At 69.7% G+C, this 19,738-nt stretch carries 20 protein-coding genes and 1 tRNA gene; 13 read left to right on the plus strand and 8 right to left on the minus strand.

Going from position 1 to position 19,738, the window contains the following annotated elements; all coding sequences use genetic code 11:
- The first annotated feature begins 14 nt into the window (after positions 1-14).
- Genes FZ938_RS15820 through FZ938_RS15835 form a run of 4 tightly spaced genes read left to right on the plus strand, consistent with a single transcriptional unit; the run spans position 15 to position 4,296 of the window.
- On the plus strand, positions 15-1,280 hold the full coding sequence (locus FZ938_RS15820; RefSeq protein ID WP_149199454.1) for a flagellar biosynthesis protein FlhF: 1,266 nt from the start codon (positions 15-17) through the stop codon (positions 1,278-1,280).
- Positions 1,277-2,074 carry a MinD/ParA family protein gene (locus tag FZ938_RS15825; RefSeq protein ID WP_149199455.1) on the plus strand — a complete coding sequence of 266 codons (798 nt, stop codon included), beginning with the start codon at positions 1,277-1,279 and terminating at the stop codon, positions 2,072-2,074. The genes FZ938_RS15820 and FZ938_RS15825 overlap by 4 nt, the downstream gene beginning before the upstream one ends.
- Positions 2,075-2,095: 21 nt before the next feature.
- Complete coding sequence (locus FZ938_RS15830; protein ID WP_149199456.1) at positions 2,096-3,946, plus strand: hypothetical protein; 1,851 nt, start codon at positions 2,096-2,098, stop codon at positions 3,944-3,946.
- On the plus strand, positions 3,943-4,296 hold the full coding sequence (locus tag FZ938_RS15835; RefSeq protein WP_149199457.1) for a hypothetical protein: 354 nt from the start codon (positions 3,943-3,945) through the stop codon (positions 4,294-4,296). The genes FZ938_RS15830 and FZ938_RS15835 overlap by 4 nt, the downstream gene beginning before the upstream one ends.
- Positions 4,297-4,303: 7 nt before the next feature.
- Here FZ938_RS15835 and FZ938_RS15840 read toward each other — a convergent pair whose 3' ends face one another.
- From FZ938_RS15840 to FZ938_RS15855, 5 genes are read right to left on the minus strand one after another with little or no spacing between them, the layout of a single operon-like run.
- A complete protein-coding gene (locus tag FZ938_RS15840) occupies positions 4,304-4,753 on the minus strand; it encodes a diheme cytochrome c (RefSeq protein WP_149199458.1) in 450 nt (149 codons plus the stop codon).
- Positions 4,754-4,763: 10 nt separating this feature from the next.
- Complete coding sequence (locus FZ938_RS15845) at positions 4,764-5,201, minus strand: DUF1924 domain-containing protein (RefSeq protein WP_149199459.1); 438 nt, start codon at positions 5,199-5,201, stop codon at positions 4,764-4,766.
- The gene (locus FZ938_RS15850; RefSeq protein ID WP_149199460.1) at positions 5,198-5,734 is read right to left on the minus strand and encodes a hypothetical protein; all 537 of its coding nucleotides are present in this window, start codon (positions 5,732-5,734) and stop codon (positions 5,198-5,200) included. The genes FZ938_RS15845 and FZ938_RS15850 overlap by 4 nt, the downstream gene beginning before the upstream one ends.
- A gap of 24 nt (positions 5,735-5,758) precedes the next feature.
- A complete protein-coding gene (locus tag FZ938_RS30570) occupies positions 5,759-5,917 on the minus strand; it encodes a hypothetical protein (RefSeq protein ID WP_174757465.1) in 159 nt (52 codons plus the stop codon).
- Positions 5,918-5,930: 13 nt separating this feature from the next.
- On the minus strand, positions 5,931-6,335 hold the full coding sequence (locus FZ938_RS15855; protein WP_149199461.1) for a cytochrome c maturation protein CcmE domain-containing protein: 405 nt from the start codon (positions 6,333-6,335) through the stop codon (positions 5,931-5,933).
- A gap of 239 nt (positions 6,336-6,574) precedes the next feature.
- Here FZ938_RS15855 and FZ938_RS15860 point away from each other — a divergent pair, with 239 nt between their 5' ends.
- From FZ938_RS15860 to FZ938_RS15870, 3 genes are read left to right on the plus strand one after another with little or no spacing between them, the layout of a single operon-like run.
- Entirely contained in the window at positions 6,575-6,901 is a 327-nt protein-coding gene (locus FZ938_RS15860) for a PepSY domain-containing protein (protein WP_246458106.1), read from the plus strand.
- Positions 6,902-6,905: 4 nt separating this feature from the next.
- Complete coding sequence (locus FZ938_RS15865) at positions 6,906-7,565, plus strand: response regulator (RefSeq protein ID WP_149199462.1); 660 nt, start codon at positions 6,906-6,908, stop codon at positions 7,563-7,565.
- A 22-nt stretch (positions 7,566-7,587) separates the two neighbouring features.
- Positions 7,588-8,964 (plus strand): sensor histidine kinase, encoded by a 1,377-nt coding sequence (locus FZ938_RS15870; protein WP_149199463.1) that lies wholly within the window; start codon positions 7,588-7,590, stop codon positions 8,962-8,964.
- 25 nt (positions 8,965-8,989) lie between these two features.
- On the opposite strand, the gene FZ938_RS15875 is transcribed toward FZ938_RS15870, so the two are convergent.
- Both FZ938_RS15875 and FZ938_RS15880 read right to left on the minus strand, forming a co-directional pair.
- The gene (locus FZ938_RS15875; RefSeq protein ID WP_149199464.1) at positions 8,990-9,226 is read right to left on the minus strand and encodes a thioredoxin family protein; all 237 of its coding nucleotides are present in this window, start codon (positions 9,224-9,226) and stop codon (positions 8,990-8,992) included.
- A 15-nt stretch (positions 9,227-9,241) separates the two neighbouring features.
- Positions 9,242-10,294: a permease gene (locus FZ938_RS15880; protein WP_149199465.1), complete on the minus strand. Its 1,053-nt coding sequence runs from the start codon at positions 10,292-10,294 to the stop codon at positions 9,242-9,244.
- A 307-nt stretch (positions 10,295-10,601) separates the two neighbouring features.
- On the opposite strand from FZ938_RS15880, the gene FZ938_RS15885 reads away from it, so the two are divergent.
- From FZ938_RS15885 to FZ938_RS15910, 6 genes are all read left to right on the plus strand, one after another.
- Positions 10,602-10,973, plus strand: coding sequence for an EF-hand domain-containing protein (locus FZ938_RS15885; protein WP_149199466.1), 372 nt, complete (start codon positions 10,602-10,604; stop codon positions 10,971-10,973).
- A gap of 320 nt (positions 10,974-11,293) precedes the next feature.
- Positions 11,294-12,367, plus strand: coding sequence for an aldose epimerase family protein (locus FZ938_RS15890; protein WP_149199467.1), 1,074 nt, complete (start codon positions 11,294-11,296; stop codon positions 12,365-12,367).
- A 49-nt stretch (positions 12,368-12,416) separates the two neighbouring features.
- Positions 12,417-13,916, plus strand: a complete 1,500-nt coding sequence (gene pyk / locus FZ938_RS15895; protein WP_149199468.1) for a pyruvate kinase — start codon at positions 12,417-12,419, stop codon at positions 13,914-13,916.
- A 332-nt stretch (positions 13,917-14,248) separates the two neighbouring features.
- On the plus strand, positions 14,249-15,739 hold the full coding sequence (locus FZ938_RS15900; protein WP_149199469.1) for an MHYT domain-containing protein: 1,491 nt from the start codon (positions 14,249-14,251) through the stop codon (positions 15,737-15,739).
- 199 nt (positions 15,740-15,938) lie between these two features.
- The gene (locus FZ938_RS15905) at positions 15,939-18,797 is read left to right on the plus strand and encodes an EAL domain-containing protein (protein ID WP_149199470.1); all 2,859 of its coding nucleotides are present in this window, start codon (positions 15,939-15,941) and stop codon (positions 18,795-18,797) included.
- Between the two features lie 95 nt (positions 18,798-18,892).
- The gene (locus FZ938_RS15910; RefSeq protein WP_149199471.1) at positions 18,893-19,228 is read left to right on the plus strand and encodes a hypothetical protein; all 336 of its coding nucleotides are present in this window, start codon (positions 18,893-18,895) and stop codon (positions 19,226-19,228) included.
- Positions 19,229-19,440: 212 nt separating this feature from the next.
- On the opposite strand, the gene FZ938_RS15915 is transcribed toward FZ938_RS15910, so the two are convergent.
- Positions 19,441-19,517 (minus strand) — tRNA-Arg (locus FZ938_RS15915).
- Between the last annotated feature and the right edge of the window lie 221 nt (positions 19,518-19,738).

Genomic DNA, 19,738 nt, shown 5'->3' on the forward strand with positions numbered 1-19,738 from the left:
GGAAGGCGCTGCCGATGCGGCTGAAGTCCTTCCACGCCAAGACCATGTCCGACGCCATGCGGATGGTGCGCCAGTCGCTGGGCGACGACGCCATCATCGTCGCCACGCGCGAGGAGGAAGGCGGCGGTGTGCGCGTCACGGCGGCGGTGGAAGAGGACGACCTGCCGCCGGCTCAATCCTCCGGCAACGCACGCGGCGGCCGGGGCAAGGCGCCACCCAAGCCGGTCGAACCCGAGATCGACGTGGGCGAGGTGGTGGCCGACGCCCTGCAGCGCCATGGCGTGCCGGCCGCGCTGGCCGAACAGCTGATCGACGCGGCATCGGGGCTGGACACCGAGGACCCGCGGCTGGCGCTCGGCTCGGCGCTCGATTCCTTCTTCACCTTCAACCCGCTGCCCGACGGCCGGTCGCCGGTGAAGCCGCTGGCCCTCGTCGGGCCGCCGGGCTCCGGCAAGACCCTGGTCGCGGCCAAGCTGGCGGCGCGGGCGGTCTTCCGCAAATGCTCGGTCGGCGTCATCACCACCGACACGGTGCGGGCCGGCGGCGTCGACCAGCTGGCCGCCTTCACCCGGCTGATGAAGCTGAAGCTGGCGACGGTGGAGGACCCCGACGCGCTGGCCGGCGCCTTCGAGGTGCATCGCCGCACCGACCTCGTGCTGGTCGACACCGCCGGGCGCAACCCGTTCGACGCCGACGACATGCAGGACCTGCGCGCCCTGCTGTCCGCCGGCGACGTCGAGCCGGTTCTGGTGCTGCCGGCCGGGCTGGACGCGATGGAGGCCGCCGACATGGCCCTGGCCTTCAAGGCGGTCGGCGTGCGGCGCATGCTGGTCACCCGGCTGGACATCGCGCGTCGGCTGGGCAGCGTCCTGGCCATCGCCGCGCGCGCCCGGCTGTCCTTTTGCGACGCCAGCATCTCGTCCAAGGTGGCGGAGGGGCTGACGGCATTGAACCCGCTGGCACTTGCCCGCATGATGATCCCGGCCGAGGAGAAGGCCCCCGCCGTCAAGGAGCCGGCGCCGCGCCGCGCCGCCCGCACCGCGGAGTGGGACGAGGACGACGACGGGCAAGCGGATCATGAGCCGGACCATACGCCCGAGCGCAAGCCGAAGTTCGGGCGGGGCTATGAACCGGAAGAGGACGAGCCGGAGATGGAACCGGCACCACCACCGCCACCACCGCGCAGGGCCGCCGCCGCCAAGCCGACGAAACCCGCATCTGCAAAACCCGCAACCAAGGCTAAGGCCGCCAGTTCCCCCTCGTCGAGGACCCTGCCATGACCGATCCGGTGTTCCCGGCCGCCCTCAAGAACGTTCGCCCGCTGCGCGGCGCCAACGTCATCGCCGTGGCCAGCGGGAAGGGCGGCGTCGGCAAGACGTGGTTCTCCATCACGCTGAGCCACGCCCTGACCAAGGCGGGCATGAACACCCTGCTGTTCGACGGCGATCTGGGCCTTGCCAACGTCGACATCCAGCTGGGCTTCTCGCCCAAGAACGATCTGGGCGCCGTCATCAACGGCGAGGTGACGCTGGCCAAGGCGGCGCAGCGCTTCCCCGACACCGGATTCGACATCATCGCCGGCCGGTCGGGATCGGGCACGCTCGCACAGCTGCCGAGCCAGCGGCTGTCGTCCTTGCGCAACGATTTGCTGGAACTGGCGAAGAGCTATGACCGGGTGGTGATGGACATGGGCGCCGGCGTTGACCGCACGGTGCGCACCCTGTCCGGCCCGGCCGGCACCACGCTGGTGGTGACGACGGACGAACCGACCTCGCTGACCGACGCCTATGCCTTCATCAAGCTGACCCACGCCACCAACCCGTCCGCCGACCTGCGGATCGTGGTGAACATGGCGCAGAGCGTGAAGGACGGCGAACGCACCTACGGCACCATCCTGAAGGCCTGCCAGAACTTCCTGAAATACAAGCCGGCGCTGGCGGGCATCATCCGCCGCGACCTGAAGGTGCGCGACGCCATCCGCAACCAGACCCCGCTCCTGACCCGCTCGCCCTCCAGCGACGCGGCCCGCGACGTCGAGGCGATCGTGCAGCGGCTGCTCGCCAGCGCCAAGTAACGGCCGGGAGTAACGGCAAGAATGGGCGGGGCGATCCCATCGTCGGTCACGCCTGCCGCCGCCACCGCCGCGGCAGCCCCCGCCGCGCCCACCCCCGTTACGGCCGAGGCCACGGTCGTCCAGCTTCCCGAACGGCTGCCGGAGGTCACCCGCCCGGTGGTGCTGACCGGCACCGTCGCCGGCCAGACGCCGGAGGGGCTGACCCGCGTGCGCACGGCGGCGGGCGAACTGCTGCTCGACAGCACGGCGGAGCTGCCGCCGGACAAGCAGATCACGGTACAGATCACGCCGGGCAATACGGGTTCGCCCACCACCGCTTTGCCGGCCAAGCCGACGGCATTGATCCTGCTGCAATCCTTGGGGACTCCGGCCGCGCCGCAAACCGGCGGGACGGCGCCGACCCCGGCGGCCGGAAGCGGAGCGGCGCCCGCCGTCCTGCTGCCCACCCCGACAGCGGCGACGGTCCCGACCAACCTTCCGCCGCTTCTGCCGGGCACCGTCGTGCCGGCGCTGGTGCTGGCCGGCGGGTCGGGCGCCAAGCCATTGGCTCCCGCCGCGACGCCGTCGCAGGGCACGCCCGCCACGCCGGCTGCGGGCACTCCCGGCCCCGCGAAGCCCGAGGCTCCGGCTGGCGGAACGCCTGCCGCACCGATGACCGGTTCGCCGACGGCCGGTTCGCCGACACCCTCCCCGACGATGGGCGGCGGCAGCGCCACCTTCGGCACGCCGGTCCAGTTGGGCGGCGACGCTGCCCATCCCGGCGCCGAAACCCCGACGATGCCGAACCAGCCCGGCGAGACCGCCGGCAATGCCGAGCCGCCCGACCTGCCACGCGGTGCCACGGTGGCACTGAAGATCCTGACCGTCACCCCACCGCCGCAACAGCCGCGCCCGCCCGGCGATCCGGAGGCCGGCGGACGCAACGGGCAGGCCGGCAACCGACCGGGCCAGCAATCCGGCGGGCAGTCAACCCCACTGCCCCTGCCTTCGCCGGACGAAGCGGCGCTGCCACCCGACACGCCCATCCTGCGCGGCACGGTGGCCGGCAGCACGCCGCAGGGGCAGCCGATCCTGGCGACAAAGCAGGGCATGCTGGCGCTGAACGTCCCGGCCAGCCTGCCGCCGGGGGCCAAGGTGACGGCGGCGCTGGCCGATCTCGCCCAGGCGACCCAGGCGGCGGCCCCCACCCTGCCCGGCCCGCCGGGACCGCTGGACGGGCGCGACTGGCCGGCGATGCGGCAGCTGATGGCGACGCTGGCGGCGGCCGATCCGGCGCTCGCCAAGTCGATGCTGGCGACGATGCCGCAGCCGAACCGCAAGCTGACCGCCGCCATCGGCTTCTTCCTGGCGGCGATGCGCGGCGGCGACGCGGCGGGCTGGCTGGGCGACGACGCGGCCTCCGCCCTGGACAAGGCGGGGCGCCGCGACCTGCTGGAGCGGCTGGAAAAGGATTTCGACGGTTTGCGCCGCGAGGCGGCGGAGCCGCTGCCGGGCGACTGGCGCAGCTACACCATTCCGCTGATGGACGCCAACGGGCCGAAGCCGATCAAGCTGCATGTCCATCCGCTGAAGGAGGACGAGGAGGGCGGCGGCAAGGAACGGTCCAAGTCGGGCAGCCGCTTCGTCATCGATCTGGACCTCAGCCGCTTCGGGCCGATGCAGCTGGACGGTCTGGTGCGGCCCAACCATTTCGACCTGATCCTGCGCAGCCACGCCGCCCTGCCGCCGGATTTGCGGGTGGAGCTGATCCAGGTCTTCGCCGACAGCGTGCGGGCCGTCGGCTACAGCGGCGGCCTGTCCTTCCAGTCGGGGGCGCGCAGCTGGGTGAAGCTGACCCGCGCCGGGCAGGCCGGCCTGGGCGTGTCGGCATGAGGCGCGAGCGTCTGTCCACCCGCCCCTCCCCCGACGCCCGCCACGACTTCCTGGTGGAATTGCGTGGCGAGCCGCTGCCGGGGGTGCGTCTGACCCTGCGGTTGGTGCCGGATCTGCTGGTGCCCGATCCGGCGTCGGTCGTGACCTATCTGGCGGAGTTCGCCGGATACGCCGATGGTCTGGAGGCGCTGGCCGTCGCCATCCTGGACGACATCAACAACGAGCTGGTTCCGCGCTGGGTCGAGGTGGCGGTGGAGAGCGACACGCCCCTGCCCCACCGCGTGGTGATCGAGGACCGGCAGCCGGCCTGGGACAATCCGCGGCTGGTCGGGCGCCTGCGTCCGCTATGAGCGGGGCTCAGTCGTCCTCGTAAAGCCCCTGCGCGGCGGTGCGGTGGCAGGCCTCGCAGTTGCTCTTGGCGGCGACCGACTTGCGCGTCCAGATCGACGGCGCGAAATCATGCTTGCGGAGCCACCAGCGCTGTTCGGTGATGCGGATCAGCCGGCCGTCGCCGCTGCCGGCATTCTGCGTCAGATAGCTGCGGATGGCCGCTGCGGTGTCGGCCGGCAGGCTGGCATTCTCGCCGAAATGGTCCTGCAGGCCGTCCATGATACGGGTCCAGGACGCCGCCGGCAGCAGGCCCGGCTGATAGGCCATGTGGCATTCGCCGCATTCCTTCTGGGTGGCGGCATGGGTGACGGGCCGTACCCGTTCGAACTCGCTGGCAAAAGCCGCACCGGCTGTCACGGCGAGCATGGCGAGCGCGGCGATTCCCGTGAGCGGGCGGAGGCTGCGGGTGGGGGACATCGGCGGCTCGCTATTGGTTCGACAGGAAGGTGATGAAGTCGCCCTTTTCCTGCGCCGTGCAGGCGCGGCCGAGGACGTTGACGCAGTCGCGCTCGAATCGCTTCTCGACCTCGGCGGGATCGGTGAAGCGCTTGGGATTGGCCGACACCGCCATCGGCAGGATGTCGCGCCCGGTCTTGTAGTGGCGGCCGGTTCCGGCCGGGTCGCGGGTGTGGCAACTGGCGCAGCCGGGGGTGTCGGCAACCTTGCCGCCGGTATGCGGCCCGAGATAGAGCGCGCGCCCACGCTCCGCCGAGAAGCCGGCGAAGCCGGGGGTCTGCGCTTTCGCCTGCGCGGCATAGCCGTCGAGGATGCGGGCACGCTCCGGATCGCCGGAGGCCGCCAGGGCGACGCCGGCACCCAAGGACACTGCGGCGGCGAGGAGGAGGATCGGTTTGGTCGGTCTCATGGGATCACCCGGTTGGAAAGGTTGGACAGCCACGCGGTGCAGCGGGACGCGACGCCGGACGGAATCCGCTTCAGGCCGTGCAGCGCGAAGACCAGGGCGATGTGCGCCAGGATGAGGAAGAGGGATGCCTCGCCGATCTCCTTGTGCAGATGTTCGACCTTGACGAAGAAGTCGGCGACGGCACCGGTCGCCGCCGCGATCCCGACGCCGATCAGGAGTGCGGCGGCCATCCAGGCGGTCAGCGGGCTGCGCTCCGCCCTCGCCTTCGCATCGCCGGTGACCAGGCGGCGGAGCCATGCGGCGACCGCCGCCACGGAGGGTCGGGGGAGGCGCAGCGGGCTTCCCGCCGGGGCCAGCGCGCCGGCCGCCACGCGCAGGCCGATGGCGATGAGGACGGCATAGCCGGAAAAGACATGCATGCCGTAGGTGTCTTCGTCGCCGGTGAGATAGGCGACGATGAAGGCGCCCGAGACGATGGCGTGGAAGGCCAGCAGGGCGGTCATCTCGGCGGCGGAAGGTTTGCGGGCGGACATGATGTCTCCCTCTCCTGGGGCGGGTCAGTCGTCGTGGCCGGCGTCGTGGGTGAGGCCGCCGGTCAGCAGGGCGGCGATGCCGGCGGCGCCCTGCTGACCGGCGGCCCTGGCCTGATAGGCGGTGGCGAGGGCGCCGACGACGACCGCCGTCAGCAGGGTGTGAAGGATCATCTTCTTCAGCATGGCGCGGCTCCGGTCAGTCGTCGTCGCGGTCGCTGTCATGGCCGTGACGACTGCCCTCATGCTTGCCCATGGCGTCGCGGCCGAAGGCGGTGCCGTCCTGGCGGATGATCTGGCCGGCCTGGATCGCGCCCTGGCGGACGCCGCCGACGACGGTGATCTGGTCGCCGGTCTGGATGCCGTCGGGCAGGAAGCCGCGGCTGGCGACGTCGATGCGGTCGCTGCCGTCGGTCATGACGAACCAGTTCGCCGCGACCTTCTCGACTGTGCCGGTCACGGTGCCGCCGCCGGCCTTCACCACGTCGGCGATCGGCTGCGGGCTGGTCGGCTGGATGGCCGCGGCGCGGTGGTGGTCGCCGGCCAAAGCGGCGGTGGCGAGGGTGGCGGTGAGGAGGGTTGCGAGGGTAGCGGCTTTCAGCATGGCATCACCTGTGGTGCGGGGTTGAGCGTCGAAGCGCCCGATGGACCGCACACTGCGCCACGCTGGCTGAGCCGAGCCTGAACGGGCCGTTCATCCGCCGTTCAGGATGAAAAAATGCGGTGCCCCGGCATTCGGCTGCCGTTCGGGCGCCATTCAGCGGCGGTTCAGGGATGCGACGATATGCTGGTTCGATCGCGCGGCCCCGGTGCGCGATGCTGTCCCAGGCAGAGAGGTCGATCATGAGGACCGGTCCCGCATTGCTCCTTCTCCCCATCCTGCTGTTCGCGGCGGGAACGGGCGCCCATGCCGACGACGACCACGAGCGTGCCCGCAGCGCGCTGCGCGAGGGGCGCATCCTGCCGCTGGAGCGGATCGTCGAGAGCGCCAAACAGCAATTCGGCGGCGACGTGCTCGACGTCGATCTGGAGGATGAGGAGGACGGCTTCCGCTACGAGCTGAAGCTGATCGCGCCGGACGGCCGGATCCTGAAGCTGGACTATGACGCCGCCACGGGGGAACTGCTGCGGACAAGGGGCCGCCACCGGTCCCACGGCGACGGGAGGTGAAGCCATGCGCGTGCTGGTGGTGGAGGACACGCCGGAACTGGCCCGGCAGCTGAAGCAGCGGCTGGAGGGTGAAGGCTATGCCGTCGATACCGCCGGGGACGGCGAGGAAGGCCGCTTCCTGGGCGAAACCGAGCCCTATGACGCGGTGATCCTGGATCTGGGGCTGCCGAAGGTCGATGGGCTGACGGTGCTGCGGTCGTGGCGGCGGGCCGGCATGGCCGTTCCGGTGCTGATCCTGACCGCGCGCGATGCCTGGAACGAGAAGGTGCAGGGCATCGACGCCGGCGCCGACGATTATCTGGCGAAGCCCTTCAGCATGGAGGAACTGCTGGCCCGCGTGCGCGCGCTGATCCGCCGCGCCAAGGGCCACGCCACCGCCGAGATCGCCTGCGGCGGGGTCGTGCTCGACACCCGCAGCGGACGGGTCACGGTGGATGGAGAGCCGGTCGAGCTGACCGCCTTCGAATACCGTGTGCTGTCCTACCTGATGCACCGCAAGGGGCAGGTGGTGTCGCGCACCGAACTGATCGAGCATGTCTATGCCCAGGATTTCGACCGGGATTCCAACACCATCGAGGTCTTCGTCGGCCGTCTGCGCCGCAAGCTGGGGACCGACGTCATCAAGACGGTGCGCGGGCAGGGATACCGGGCGGACGAGCCGTAAGGACAAGGCATAGGAACTGGCGATGAGATGGACGGACTCGCTGCGCTTCCGGCTGCTGGCCGGCGCGGCCGTGTGGGTGGCGCTGGCGCTGATGCTGGCGGGCTGGATCATCGCCGACCTGTTCCAGACCCATGTCCGCCAGCGCTTCGAGGCGGAACTGACCAATCATCTGGAACAGCTGGCGGCGGTGCTGGAGATCGGCCCGGACGGCAGGCCGGCGCTGCGCCAGCCCTTGAGCGATCCGCGCTTCCGCCGGCCGCTGTCGGGACTCTACTGGCAAGTGGGGGAGAGCGGGGATGCGCCGCTGCGCTCGCGCTCGCTGTGGGACAGCGTGCTGAACCTGCCCGACGACCGGGTGGAGGACGGGTCGCTGCACCGGCACAGCGCGGCGGGACCAGCGAACCAGTCGCTGTTCGTGCTGGAGCGCTTCGTCCTGCTGCCCGAGCGGGCGGAGCCGATCCGCATCGCCGTGGCCGCCGACCGGGCCGAGTTGGCGGGCGTCACCCGCGCCTTCAACGCCACGCTGGCGCTGTCTTTGGCCGTGCTGGCCGCAGCGCTGATCGCCGCGGCGCTGATCCAAGTGCAGATCGGGTTGAAGCCGCTTTCCCGCCTGCGCGGCGCGCTGGCCGAGGTGCGGGCCGGGCGGAAGAAGCGCTTCGACGTGGCGATGCCGACGGAGATCCGGCCGCTGGTGGAGGATCTGAACGCGCTGCTGGCCCATGCGGAGGAAACCGTCGGGCGCGGGCGGCTGCAGGCCGGCAATCTGGCCCACGCGCTGAAAACCAACCTCGCCGTGCTGGCGAACGAAGCCGCCACGCTGGACGAGCGCAACGCGCGCGAGGTGGGGGCGGCGATGGTCCGGCAGGTGGAGTTGATGCGCCGGCATGTCGACCATCACATGGCCCGCGCCCGCGCCGCCGCCGCCCGTGGCGTGCCGGGCATCAGCACGCCGGTGCCGGACTGCGTCGCAGCGCTGGCACGGGTGATGCGCAAGCTGCATTCGGACAAGGGGCTGGACATTCGCGTCGATGCCGCCGACGGACTGCTGTTCGCCGGCGAGCGCGAGGATCTGGACGAGATGCTGGGCAACCTGCTGGACAACGCCTGCAAATGGGCGCGCGGCCGGGTCGAGGTGACGGGCCGCGTGGAGATGGGCCAAGCGGAGGCCGGCGGCATGCTGTCCGTCACGCTGGACGACGACGGCCCCGGCCTGCCCGACGACTGCCGCGAAGCGGCGCTGGAGCCGGGGGTGCGGCTGGACGAGAGCACGCCGGGGACGGGGCTCGGCCTTGCGGTCGTGCGGGATGTGGCGCGGCTTTATGGCGGCGACATCCAGCTCGGCGCATCGCCGCTGGGCGGGCTGCGGGCGACGCTGCGGTTGCCGGCGGCGGGGGCGTGACGGGGTCGTACGGCTTGGCCGGCCGTCACGCCGTCAGCCAGCGTGCGATGTCCTCCACCTTCGGCAGGCCGCCGGCATGGACGAGCTTGCCGTCCACCACCACGCCCGGCGTCGACAGCACGCCATAGCCGGCAATCGCGGCATAGTCGGTGATCTTGTCGATCCGGACCGGCACGCCGAGGCGTTCGGCCTCGGCCCGGACCATGTCCTCCGTCGTCTGGCACCGCTTGCAGCCGGGGCCGAGCACCTTCACGTCCTTCATCGCGTCCTCCACCGGTCAGGCGAACAAGAAGTTGAACAGGAAGCCAACGGCGAGGATGCCGAGCCCGACCACCCCGGCGAACAGGGCGATCAGGCGGACGGTCAGCACCTTGCGCAGGATGATCATCTCCGGCAGCGACAGGGCGATGACCGACATCATGAAGGCCAGCACCGTGCCGATGGCCGCACCCTTGCCGATCAGCGCCTCCACCACCGGAATGATGCCGGCGGCGTTCGAATACATCGGGATCCCGAGCAGGACGGCGGCGGGCACCGACCACCAGGCATCCCGTCCCATGATCGCCGCCAGCAGGTCCGCCGGGGCATAGCCGTGGATCAGGGCGCCGACGGCGATGCCGGCGACGATCCACGCCCAAACCCGGCCGACGATGTCGCGCACGGCCTCGATGCCCGCGCGGATGCGGTCGACGGGGGACGGCGTCTCCTCCGGCGGGGCCGCGCCGCCGCTGCGCACGGCCAGCACCCAGGGCTCCAGCCAGCCTTCCAGATGCAGCCGGCCGATCACCCAGCCGGCGACAATGGCGACCGCCAGCCCGAAGCCGAGATAGGCCAGCGCCACCCGCCAGCCCACCAGCGCGAACAGCAGGCCGAGCGCCACCTCGTTGATCATCGGCGCCGCGATCAGGAAGGAGAAGGTCACGCCCAGCGGCACGCCGGCCGACACGAAGCCGATGAACAGCGGCACCGCGGAGCAGGAGCAGAAGGGCGTCACGATCCCCAGCCCGGCGGCGGCGACGTTGCCGATGCCCTCGCGCCGGCCGGCGAGCAGCGCACGCGTCCGTTCCGGCGAGAAGAAGCTGCGGACGACGCCCATGGCGAAGACCACCAGCGTCAGCAGCATCAGCACCTTCGGCGTGTCGTAGACGAAGAAGCGGACGGACTCCGCGGACGCGCTGCCGGGAACCAGCGGCAGGCGCGAGACCACCCAGCCGGACAGGGGAACGAGCTGGCTGTAAAGCGCCACCCAGGCCGCCAGTGCCGCCAGGGTGGCCGCGAACCACAGGCCCGTGTTCGGGCGTCGCGGGTCCGCCGGCGATGCAATGGTCATGGCCGTCACCCGCCATAGTGCATGAGTGTATTCTAATGCCGGCACCGTGCCGTCGGCAATCGCCAGACGGTAGGGCATGTCGCCACATTCGGGCGCAGTGCTGCGCGGAGGACATCACGGCCATGCGCCGGCCGACACCGATCCGCCCAGGGAAACGAGCCGCCGCAGGACGTTGCGTTGCGTATTGGGCGCATTCCACATCCCAGGCAACGCCCGCTCCGGATCTGCGACAAGCTGGCGCGGTCGCCGCTCTATCAGATAGGCCTAATATCGTCGTGGGGGTGCTGATTTCCGACGGGAGGTTCCGATGAAACGCTTCCTCATTGCTGCGCTTTGCACCGGGCTGCTGGTTGGCGGCTCCGCTCTTGCCCAGACCGGGCCGGGTCCCGGCATGGGTCAGGGAATGGGCGGTCAGGGGATGGGCCAGGGCATGGGTCCGGGCAAAGGCATGGGCGGCACCGGTGCGATGCACCAGCAGATGTTCGACCAGCTCGATGCGGATAAGGACGGCGTCATCAGCCGGAAGGAGTTCGTCGATGCGCCGCGCGGCGGTCCCGGTTCGATGACCGATGTCGCCAAGTCGCGCCGCGGCACCCGGTTCGACCGGTTCGACAAGAACAAGGACGGCAAGCTGACGCCCGAGGAATGGGGCGCCTGGACGCCGGCCAAGACCAAGTGACACCTTCGGGTGTCATCCAGCCGGCGCCTGCCCGGCCGCCATTTCCACCCTTCCGGGAATGACGGCCGAGGGGCGTTGGCGTCTCTGGACCATGCACGGCTTCCCCCGGCCTGCGGCAAACTGTCCGGCGGGAGTTCGGGCTGCGGATGCGGTTTGCCTTCCGCGCTAATATATTAGTATAATACAGCCACGATCCATCCGGTGAGGCCCCATCATGACCGCCGACCCATTGGAGACGGCGCTGCTCCTGCGCGTGGTGATGGTTCTGGGGCTGCTGCTTCTCGGTTTTTACTAACCTCTTCCACAGGGATGCCTGGACCATGGCGACCGACCTCAAGCGTGAGAATTTCTCCGCCACCATCGACGGCAAGCCGGTGGATCTGTTCACCCTGCGCAACCGCCACGGCATGGTGGTGCGCATCACCAATTACGGCGCCAAGATCGAGCAGGTCCTGGTCCCCGACCGCGACGGCATGCTGGGCGACGTCGTCCAGGGCTATGACGGGATCGAGGGCGTGATGGGCGGGCAGGCGTCGATGGGGTCCTTCATCGGGCGCTATTGCGGGCGCATCCCTGACGGGCGCTTCACGCTGGACGGCGTCGCCCATCAGGCCGCGGTGAACAGCCCGCCCAACACCCTGCATGGCGGCCAGCGCGGGTCGCGCTTCCGCGTCTTCGACGCCCGGCAGTTGGACGAGGCCAGCCTGGAACTGACCTATGTCTTCCAGGATGGCGAGGAGGGCTTTCCCGGCACCCTGCCGCTGCGGTTGGTCTATACGGTCGGCGACGACAACGCCCTGACCATCGCCTGGACCGCGGTGGCGGCCGACAGGACCACCATCGCCAACTTCACCGACCATACCTTCTTCAACCTGTCGGGCGATCCGGGATCGTCGATCCTCGACCATGTCGCCACCGTTCATGCCGGCCGCTATCTGGCGCTCGGCGAGACCGCGGTGCCGACGGGGGAGATCGTGGACGTCACCGGCACCCCGCACGACTTCCGCACCCCGGCGGCGCTGGGCGCCCGCATCGACGCCGACGACCGCATGCTGGCGCTCGGCAAGGGCTATGACCTGCATTACGTGATCGACAAGCCGGCAAATGGCCCGGCGCCTGTCCTCCATGCCCGCTTCCTGCACCCGGCCAGCGGCCGGACACTGGAGGTGCTGTCCACCGAACCCGGCCTGCAGCTCTACACCGGCAATTTCCTGGAGGGCAAAGCCCCGCGGGACGTCGGCAAGGGCGGCACGCTCTATATAAAGCACAGCGCCTTCTGCGCCGAGCCGTCGAAATTCCCCAACGCCGTCAACATCCCCTCCTTCCCGTCGACGGTGCTGCGTCCCGGCCAATGGTCCGCCGGGTCCATCGTCTACCGGTTCGGGGTCGCCTGAGGCGGCGACACGCCGCCCGCCCCCATTCCTTTTCGGAGTCCCTACCGCCATGAACACCGCCAAGCCGATCCGCCGTTACCGGCAGACCAAAGTCGTCGCCACGCTGGGTCCGTCCTCCTCTTCTCCCGAAATGATCCGCCGCCTGTTCGAGGCCGGCGTCGACGTCTTCCGCCTGAATTTCAGCCACGGCAGCCACCAGGACCATGGCGAGCGGGTCCGCGCCATCCGCGCGCTGGAGGAGGAGACCGGCCGCCCCATCGCCATCATGGCCGACCTGCAGGGGCCGAAGCTGCGGCTGGGCCGCTTCGCCGACGGGCCGGTGACGCTGACCGCCGGCCAGCCCTTCTGCCTCGACCTGCTGGCGGAACCGGGTGACGCCCGCCGCGTCGGCATGCCTCATCCGGAGATCTTCGCCGCCCTGGTGCCGGACGCCGAACTGCTGCTGGACGACGGCAAGGTGCGGCTGCGGGTGACCGCCTGCGGCGCCGATTACGCCGAGACCATTGTGGTGTCGGGGACGAAGCTGTCGGACCGCAAGGGCGTCAACGTCCCCGGCGTGGTGCTGCCGCTGTCGCCGCTCACGCCCAAGGACCGCGCCGATCTGGACTTCGCGCTCGACCAGGGGGTGGACTGGGTGGCGCTGAGCTTCGTCCAGCGGCCGGAGGACGTGGCGGAGGCGCGCAAGCTGATCGCCGGCCGCGCCGCCCTGCTGTCGAAGCTGGAGAAGCCGCAGGCGATCCAGCATCTTGACCGCATCGTCGAGATGTCGGACGGCGTCATGGTGGCGCGCGGCGACCTGGGTGTCGAAATGCCGCCGGAAGACGTGCCGTCGATCCAGAAGCGCATCATCCGCGCCGCCCGTCTGGCCGGCAAGCCGGTGATCGTCGCCACCCAGATGCTGGAATCGATGATCTCCGCCCCCGCCCCGACGCGGGCCGAGGCGTCCGACGTCGCCACCGCAGTGTTCGACGGCGCCGATGCCGTCATGCTGTCGGCGGAAACCGCGTCCGGTGAATATCCGGTGGAAGCGGTGTCGATCATGGACCGCATCGCGCGGCGGGTGGAAGGCGACCCGCTGTACCGCGGGCTGATGGATGCCCAGCATGCCGATCCCGAACAGACGGAATCGGACGCCATCACCGCCGCCGCCCGGCAGGTCGCCCATACGGTGAAGGCGGCGGCCATCGCCACCTACACCACCAGCGGCTCCACCACGCTGCGGGCGGCGCGCGAGCGGCCGGAGGTGCCGATCCTCTGCCTGACCGAAAACGCCGCCATCGCGCGGCGGATGGTGCTGGCCTATGGCGTCCATGCGGTGCTGACGGAGGATGTGCAGAGCTTCTCCGACATGGTGCACAAGGCGGCCCGGCTGGCCTATGTCCACGGGCTGGCGGAGGAAGGGCAGCGGCTGGTCATCACCGCCGGCGTGCCCTTCGGCATGCCGGGATCGACCAACATCCTGCGCATCGCCTGGGTCGAGGCGCCGAGCAGCCCGAACCGTGAGCGCGAGGCGCGCGCCCGTCAGCCGATGGCCTTCGCCGACGCCTGAGTCGGGAGCCAAATCCGACCGGGGCAGTGCGGTTTTACGGCCGCTCTGCCCCACAGTTCGAATCGCACCTTTCGCAGACCGCCAAGCTTCCGATCCGAACAAAGGGCGGCTTGGCAAAGTACCAAACGCAAGACCGGTCGGCCTTGCGGCCTATCGACTTCTATGCTCTTGACACCGGTCAAATAAAGATAGCTTTTTAGCTAACTACCGGACGTTGCCGGGTGCCGGCCGGTGCCCGACCACCGCAGTCGGGGTTTTCCCCTTCTTGAAGCCGCCCGGTGGAGCGGGCAATCAGGAAGACCGGCGGTCGGGTGTTGCAGGAGAGCTGTTGGATGTCGATCGAACTGGCCGGGCTTTGTTTCACGTCGGCGTCCGGCCTGCCGTTCTCCCACGACCATTGGCTGGTGGCGCTGTCCTATGCCGTCGCCGCCTTCGCCTCCTACTCCGCGCTCGACATGGCGGAGCGGATGCACCGGACCACCGGCATCACCCGCATCATGTGGCAGGGCTGTGCCGCGGCGGCGCTGGGCGGCGGCATCTGGGCGATGCATTTCATCGCCATGCTGGCGCTGACCATCGACACGCCCATCACCTATGACCCGGTGATTACCCTGCTGTCGCTGGTGACGTCGGTCGCCTTCGTCGCCATCGGCTTCCGCATCATCCAGAGCCGCCGGTCGCCGGCCGCGATCGCGGCGGCCGGCAGTATCGTCGGGCTGGGGGTGGCGGCGATGCATTATCTCGGCATGGCGGCGATGGTGCTGCCGGCCCGCATCGCCTACCAGCCCGGACTGTGGAGCCTGTCGGTCGCCATCGCCGTGGCGGCGGCGACCGCGGGGCTGTGGCTGTCCACCCGCGTCCACCACCGTCTGCGCGACCGCGTGCTGGCCGCCGTGGTGATGGCGGTCGCCGTCGGCGGCATGCATTACACCGGCATGGCCGCCCTGGTGGTGCAGGTCGACCCCATGCTGATGCCGGCGGACGGCGCACTGGGAGACGGGGCGCTGGGAGACGGGGTGTCCAGCGGGCCGCTGGCCGCCGCCGTGGCGATCGGCACGTTCGGCCTGCTGCTGCTGGCGCTGGTTTCCACCGCCGCCGACCGCCGGATCTCCGCCGCCGCCGCGCACGAGGCCGCCGCCCTGCGCATCGCCAACATGGAATTGCAGGCCGCCCGCCTGCAGCTGGAGGCGACCCAGCGCGAGATCATCCGCCGCCTGTGCAGCGCCGGGGAGTTCCGCGACAACGAGACCGGCCAGCACGTGGCGCGCATGGCGCAGATCGCCCATCTTCTGGCCCTGTCGGCCGGCTGCGCGCCCGGTTTCGCCGAACAGCTGCTGGAGGCGGCGCCGCTGCACGACATCGGCAAGATCGGCATCCCCGATCATGTGCTGTTGAAGCCCGGCCGGCTCGACGCCCCGGAATGGAAGACCATGCGCCAGCATGCGGTCATCGGGCAGCGGCTGCTCGGCGGCAGCGGATTGCCCCTGCTGGACCTGGCCGCCGAGATCGCCGGCACCCACCACGAGAAATGGGACGGCACCGGTTATCCCGCCGGCCTGCGTGGCACCGACATTCCGCTGTCCGGCCGCATCGTCGCCATCGCCGACGTGTTCGACGCCCTGCTGTCCGCCCGCCCCTACAAGGAGCCCTGGCCGCTGGAGGCCGTCGTCGCCCACATGCGCGAACAGGCCGGCCGCCATTTCGATCCGGAACTGGTAGAGGTCTTCCTTGCCCGGCTCGACGACATGCTGGAGATCCGCGGACGCTTCGTCGACGAGGGGGCCGCACCGCAGCTTTTGTCACAGTCGGACGCCGCCGAGTGAGTATCGGGGTTTTCCCCAATGCAGTCCCTTGGAAAAAGCGGATACTGGCTGCCGATGTTCTTGAAATGGTTCAAAATTTCCGCGACCGGATTGGCAGGAACCACCATCCGTCATTAACTTTTTCTTCGGCGATACAGGAATAAGCGTGTGATCCGGCCCTTTTCACGCCGATCATCGCCATCCTTATCGATCCGGGACAATGCACCAGACCCTGACCGCCGAGTTCGACTGGCTCCCGGACCGCAAGCCCGCGCGGATCGACGCTCTGTACGACGCGATCCCGGTGGGGATTGCGTTCCTCGACCGCCAACTCCGCTGCGTGCGGATGAACCGGCGCATGGGGGCGCTGGCGGGACTTCCCGCGACCGCCGCGACGGGACTTCCATTCACCGACGTCTGGCCGGAGGCGGAGGACGCGCTGCTCGCCGCCGCACCGCTCGCCCTGGCCGGCACGGTGGTGGAGGACATCGCGCTGACCGGACCCCTCACCGGTCCGGAGCGGGCGCTGGTCGCCAGCCTGCATCCTCACCGCGACGACGGGGACGGGGCTGGGGACCGGGCCGGGGACGGGGACGGCGCCGCCCTGCTCTGCATCGTGGAGGACCGGACCGCGTTGCGGCGATGCGAGGCCGAGCTGCGCCACTTCAAGGAATTGCGCCGCCAGACGTTGGAACTGAGCGACCTGTTTCCATGGTACAGCACCCCCGACGGCATTCCGCGCACCACCCGGCGCTGGCGCGAGCGCACCGGCCTCAGCGCGGCCGACGTCGCGACGCCGCAGCGCTGGGTCGCCGCGCTCCACCCCGACGACCGCGCGCCCTTCGAGGCCGCCTGGACCCGCAGCCTGACCAACGGTACCGCGCTGGAGATCGACCTGCGCCTGCGCGTCGCCGGGGACGGAGCGCCGGGCAGCCAACATCGTTGGTTCCGCCGCCGCGCCGCCGCCCAGCGCGACGCGGATGGACGCATCGTACAGTGGCACGGCACCGACGAGGACATCCACGAACGCCGGATTGCCGAAGACGCCCTGCGCGAAAGCGAGTCCTTCGCCCGCCAGATCCTGGACAACAGCCCGGAATGCGTGAAGGTGCTGGACATGGAGGGGCGGCTGACCTTCATGAACATCCCCGGCGTCCAGCTGATGGAGCTGGACAGCTTCGACTGCCTGAAAAACCAGCATTGGGAGGCCTTTTGGCCGGAGGAGCGCCGGCCGCAGCTGCGCGCGTCGATCGACATCGCGAAGCGGGGCGGGACCGGCCGTTTCCTCGGCTTCTGTCCCACGGCCAAGGGCACGCCGAAATGGTGGGACAATCTGGTCTGTCCCCTGCCCGGCCCGGACGGACGGCCGCAGCGGCTGCTCGCCATCTCCCGCGATGTCACCAACACCCAACTCGCCCGGCAGGCGCTGGAGGAGACCACCGCGCTCTTGTCCGGCGTGCTGGAAAGCACCACCGACAGCGTGGTGTTCGTCGACCGCGACTGGCGCATCACCTACCGCAACCCGGCCGCCGCCACCATCCATGAGGGCCGCGGCATCCGGTTGGGCGACTCCTTCTTCGACGTCTTCCCGCAGCAGACCGAGAGCCGCAGCCTGTTCCGCAAGGCGATGGCCGACCAGACCCCCGTCGTCTTCGAGGAATTCGTCGCGGCTCTCGGCCAATGGACGGAAATCCACGCCTTCCCGACCGCGGAGGGGCTGTCCGTCTTCTTCCGCAATGTCACCGAACGCCGACGGGTGGAGGAGGAGCGGCGCGCCGCCCAGGAGAGGATCGCCCACCTTGCCCGGCTGGATTCGCTGACCGGCCTGTCCAACCGGCTCTATTTCCAGGAGCGGCTGGAACAGGCGCTGCGCGAGGCGCCCGACGAGGGCGTGATGGCGGTCCATTACATCGACCTCGACCAGTTCAAGGCCGTCAACGACACACTGGGCCACCATGCCGGCGACGCGCTGCTGCGGCAGGTCGCCGACCGGCTGCGCGGCTGCATCGGTGCCGCCGATCTGGTTTCCCGCTTCGGTGGCGACGAGTTCGCCGTCCTGCAGCCCAACCTGTGGGGACCGGCGGAGGCGGAGGACCTCGCCCGCTGCATCATCTCGGCGCTGGCCGAGCCGATCGAGATCGACGGCGCCCAGGTGCGGACCGGCACCAGCATCGGCATCGCCCTGTCCCGCCGCGACGGCGTCGAGGCCGATGCGCTGCTGAAGGCGGCCGACATCGCGCTCTACCGCGCCAAGGCCGACGGCCGCAACACCCACCGCTTCTTCGCGCCCGAGATGGCGGAGCGGCTGAAATCCTTCCACGACCTGAAGCTGGGCCTGCACGAGGCGCTGCGGCAGGGTGAGTTCGAGCTGCATTACCAGCCGCTGGTCTGCACCGGCGAGTCCGGCATCCGCGGGTTCGAGGCGCTGATCCGCTGGCGCCGCCCCGGCCGCGGCCTGATCCGCCCGGCCGACTTCATCCCCGTCGCGGAGGAAACCGGGCTGATCGGCCCGATCGGCGAGTGGGCCCTGCGCGAGGCCTGCCGCGAGGCGGCACGCTGGCCCGACGGCATCGGGATCAGCGTCAACGTGTCCTCCGTCCAATTCCGCGACAAGGGGTTGGTGGAGTCGGTGCGCCGGGCGCTGGCCGACACCGAGCTGGCGCCGGGGCGGCTGGAGTTGGAAATCACCGAATCCGTTCTGCTGCAGGACGACGACGCCAATCTCGGCACCCTGCGCGAGCTGCGGGCGCTGGGCGCGCGGATCGTCATGGACGATTTCGGCACCGGCTATTCGGCGCTGGGCTATCTCTGCCGCTTCCGCTTCGACAAGGTGAAGATCGACCGCAGTTTCGTCGCCAACCTGCCGCGCTGCGACGGCTCCACCGCCGTGGTGCAGGCGGTGGCCGGGATGGGCCGCAACCTGGGCATCGTCATCACCGCCGAGGGCGTGGAGGAGCAATCCCAGCTCGACGCCGTCCGCCGGCTGGGCTGCCACGAGGCGCAGGGCTATCTGTTCTCGCGCCCGGTCCCGGCGGCGGAGGTGCCGGCGCTGATCGCGCGGCTGAGGGAGAGCGGCTGAAGCGTTGAGGAATCCGGCCGGAACGCAACGCCTTCCGGTGACGGCTGTTCTGGTACGGGAACGCATCCTGCCAGGACACCGACCCGGAGGACAAAATGGCCAAGACCACCACCGATCACGACGAGATCCGCCGCTGGGCCGAAAGCCACGGCGGCAAGTCGGCCGTCGTCCGCAGCACCCATGACGAGGCGCATGGCAACGGCAAGAAAAGCCGCAAGACCGGCGTCGGCCTGCTGCGCCTGATGTTCCCCAAGGCCCGCCAGTCCGACCATGGCGAGTTGGAGGAAATCGACTGGAACGAGTTCTTCCAGCAGTTCGAGGACTCCAAACTCGCGCTGCTCTACGAGGAGGATTCCAACTTCAACAAGCTGATCGGCCGCGACACCGCCGAGAAGCGGGAGCATGGCGACCACAAGGCGGCACGCCATTGACCGATACGCGATTGGCCGGCCGGCCCGTCGCCCGCCCTTATCGGAGACGCCGCCTTTGCATGATGATTCGCCGAATGTGCATCACCCAGCTGGATCGTTCATAGGCGTATTGGAACGACTGCCTGGACAGCCGGCAACAGAGAAAACCGTGATTTTCACGGAATACAAACGAAAAGGGCCTAGCCGCTGAAACGGCTAAGCCCTTGAATTCGTGGCGGACCCGACGAGATTCGAACTCATGACCTCTGCCTTCGGAGGGCAGCGCTCTATCCAGCTGAGCTACGGGTCCATCGCTGGTGGAGGCGCAACATAGCCCAAGGTTTGCGGGGACGCAAACACTAAAATCGCTGTTTTTTCGACGGCTTGCAGAGGCCGCTCCCACCCCCATGACCGTGCCTTCGGAGGGCAGCGGTCCCGCCGCAAGGCCGGATGGAAACGTTTCCATTCTTCACGAAACCGTTTTCACGGCGTCACGCGATTGAAACACGCCGCCGCCACTCTGCACCCGCA

The sequence above is a fragment of the Azospirillum oryzae genome, assembly GCF_008364795.1.
Lineage (GTDB): Bacteria > Pseudomonadota > Alphaproteobacteria > Azospirillales > Azospirillaceae > Azospirillum > Azospirillum oryzae.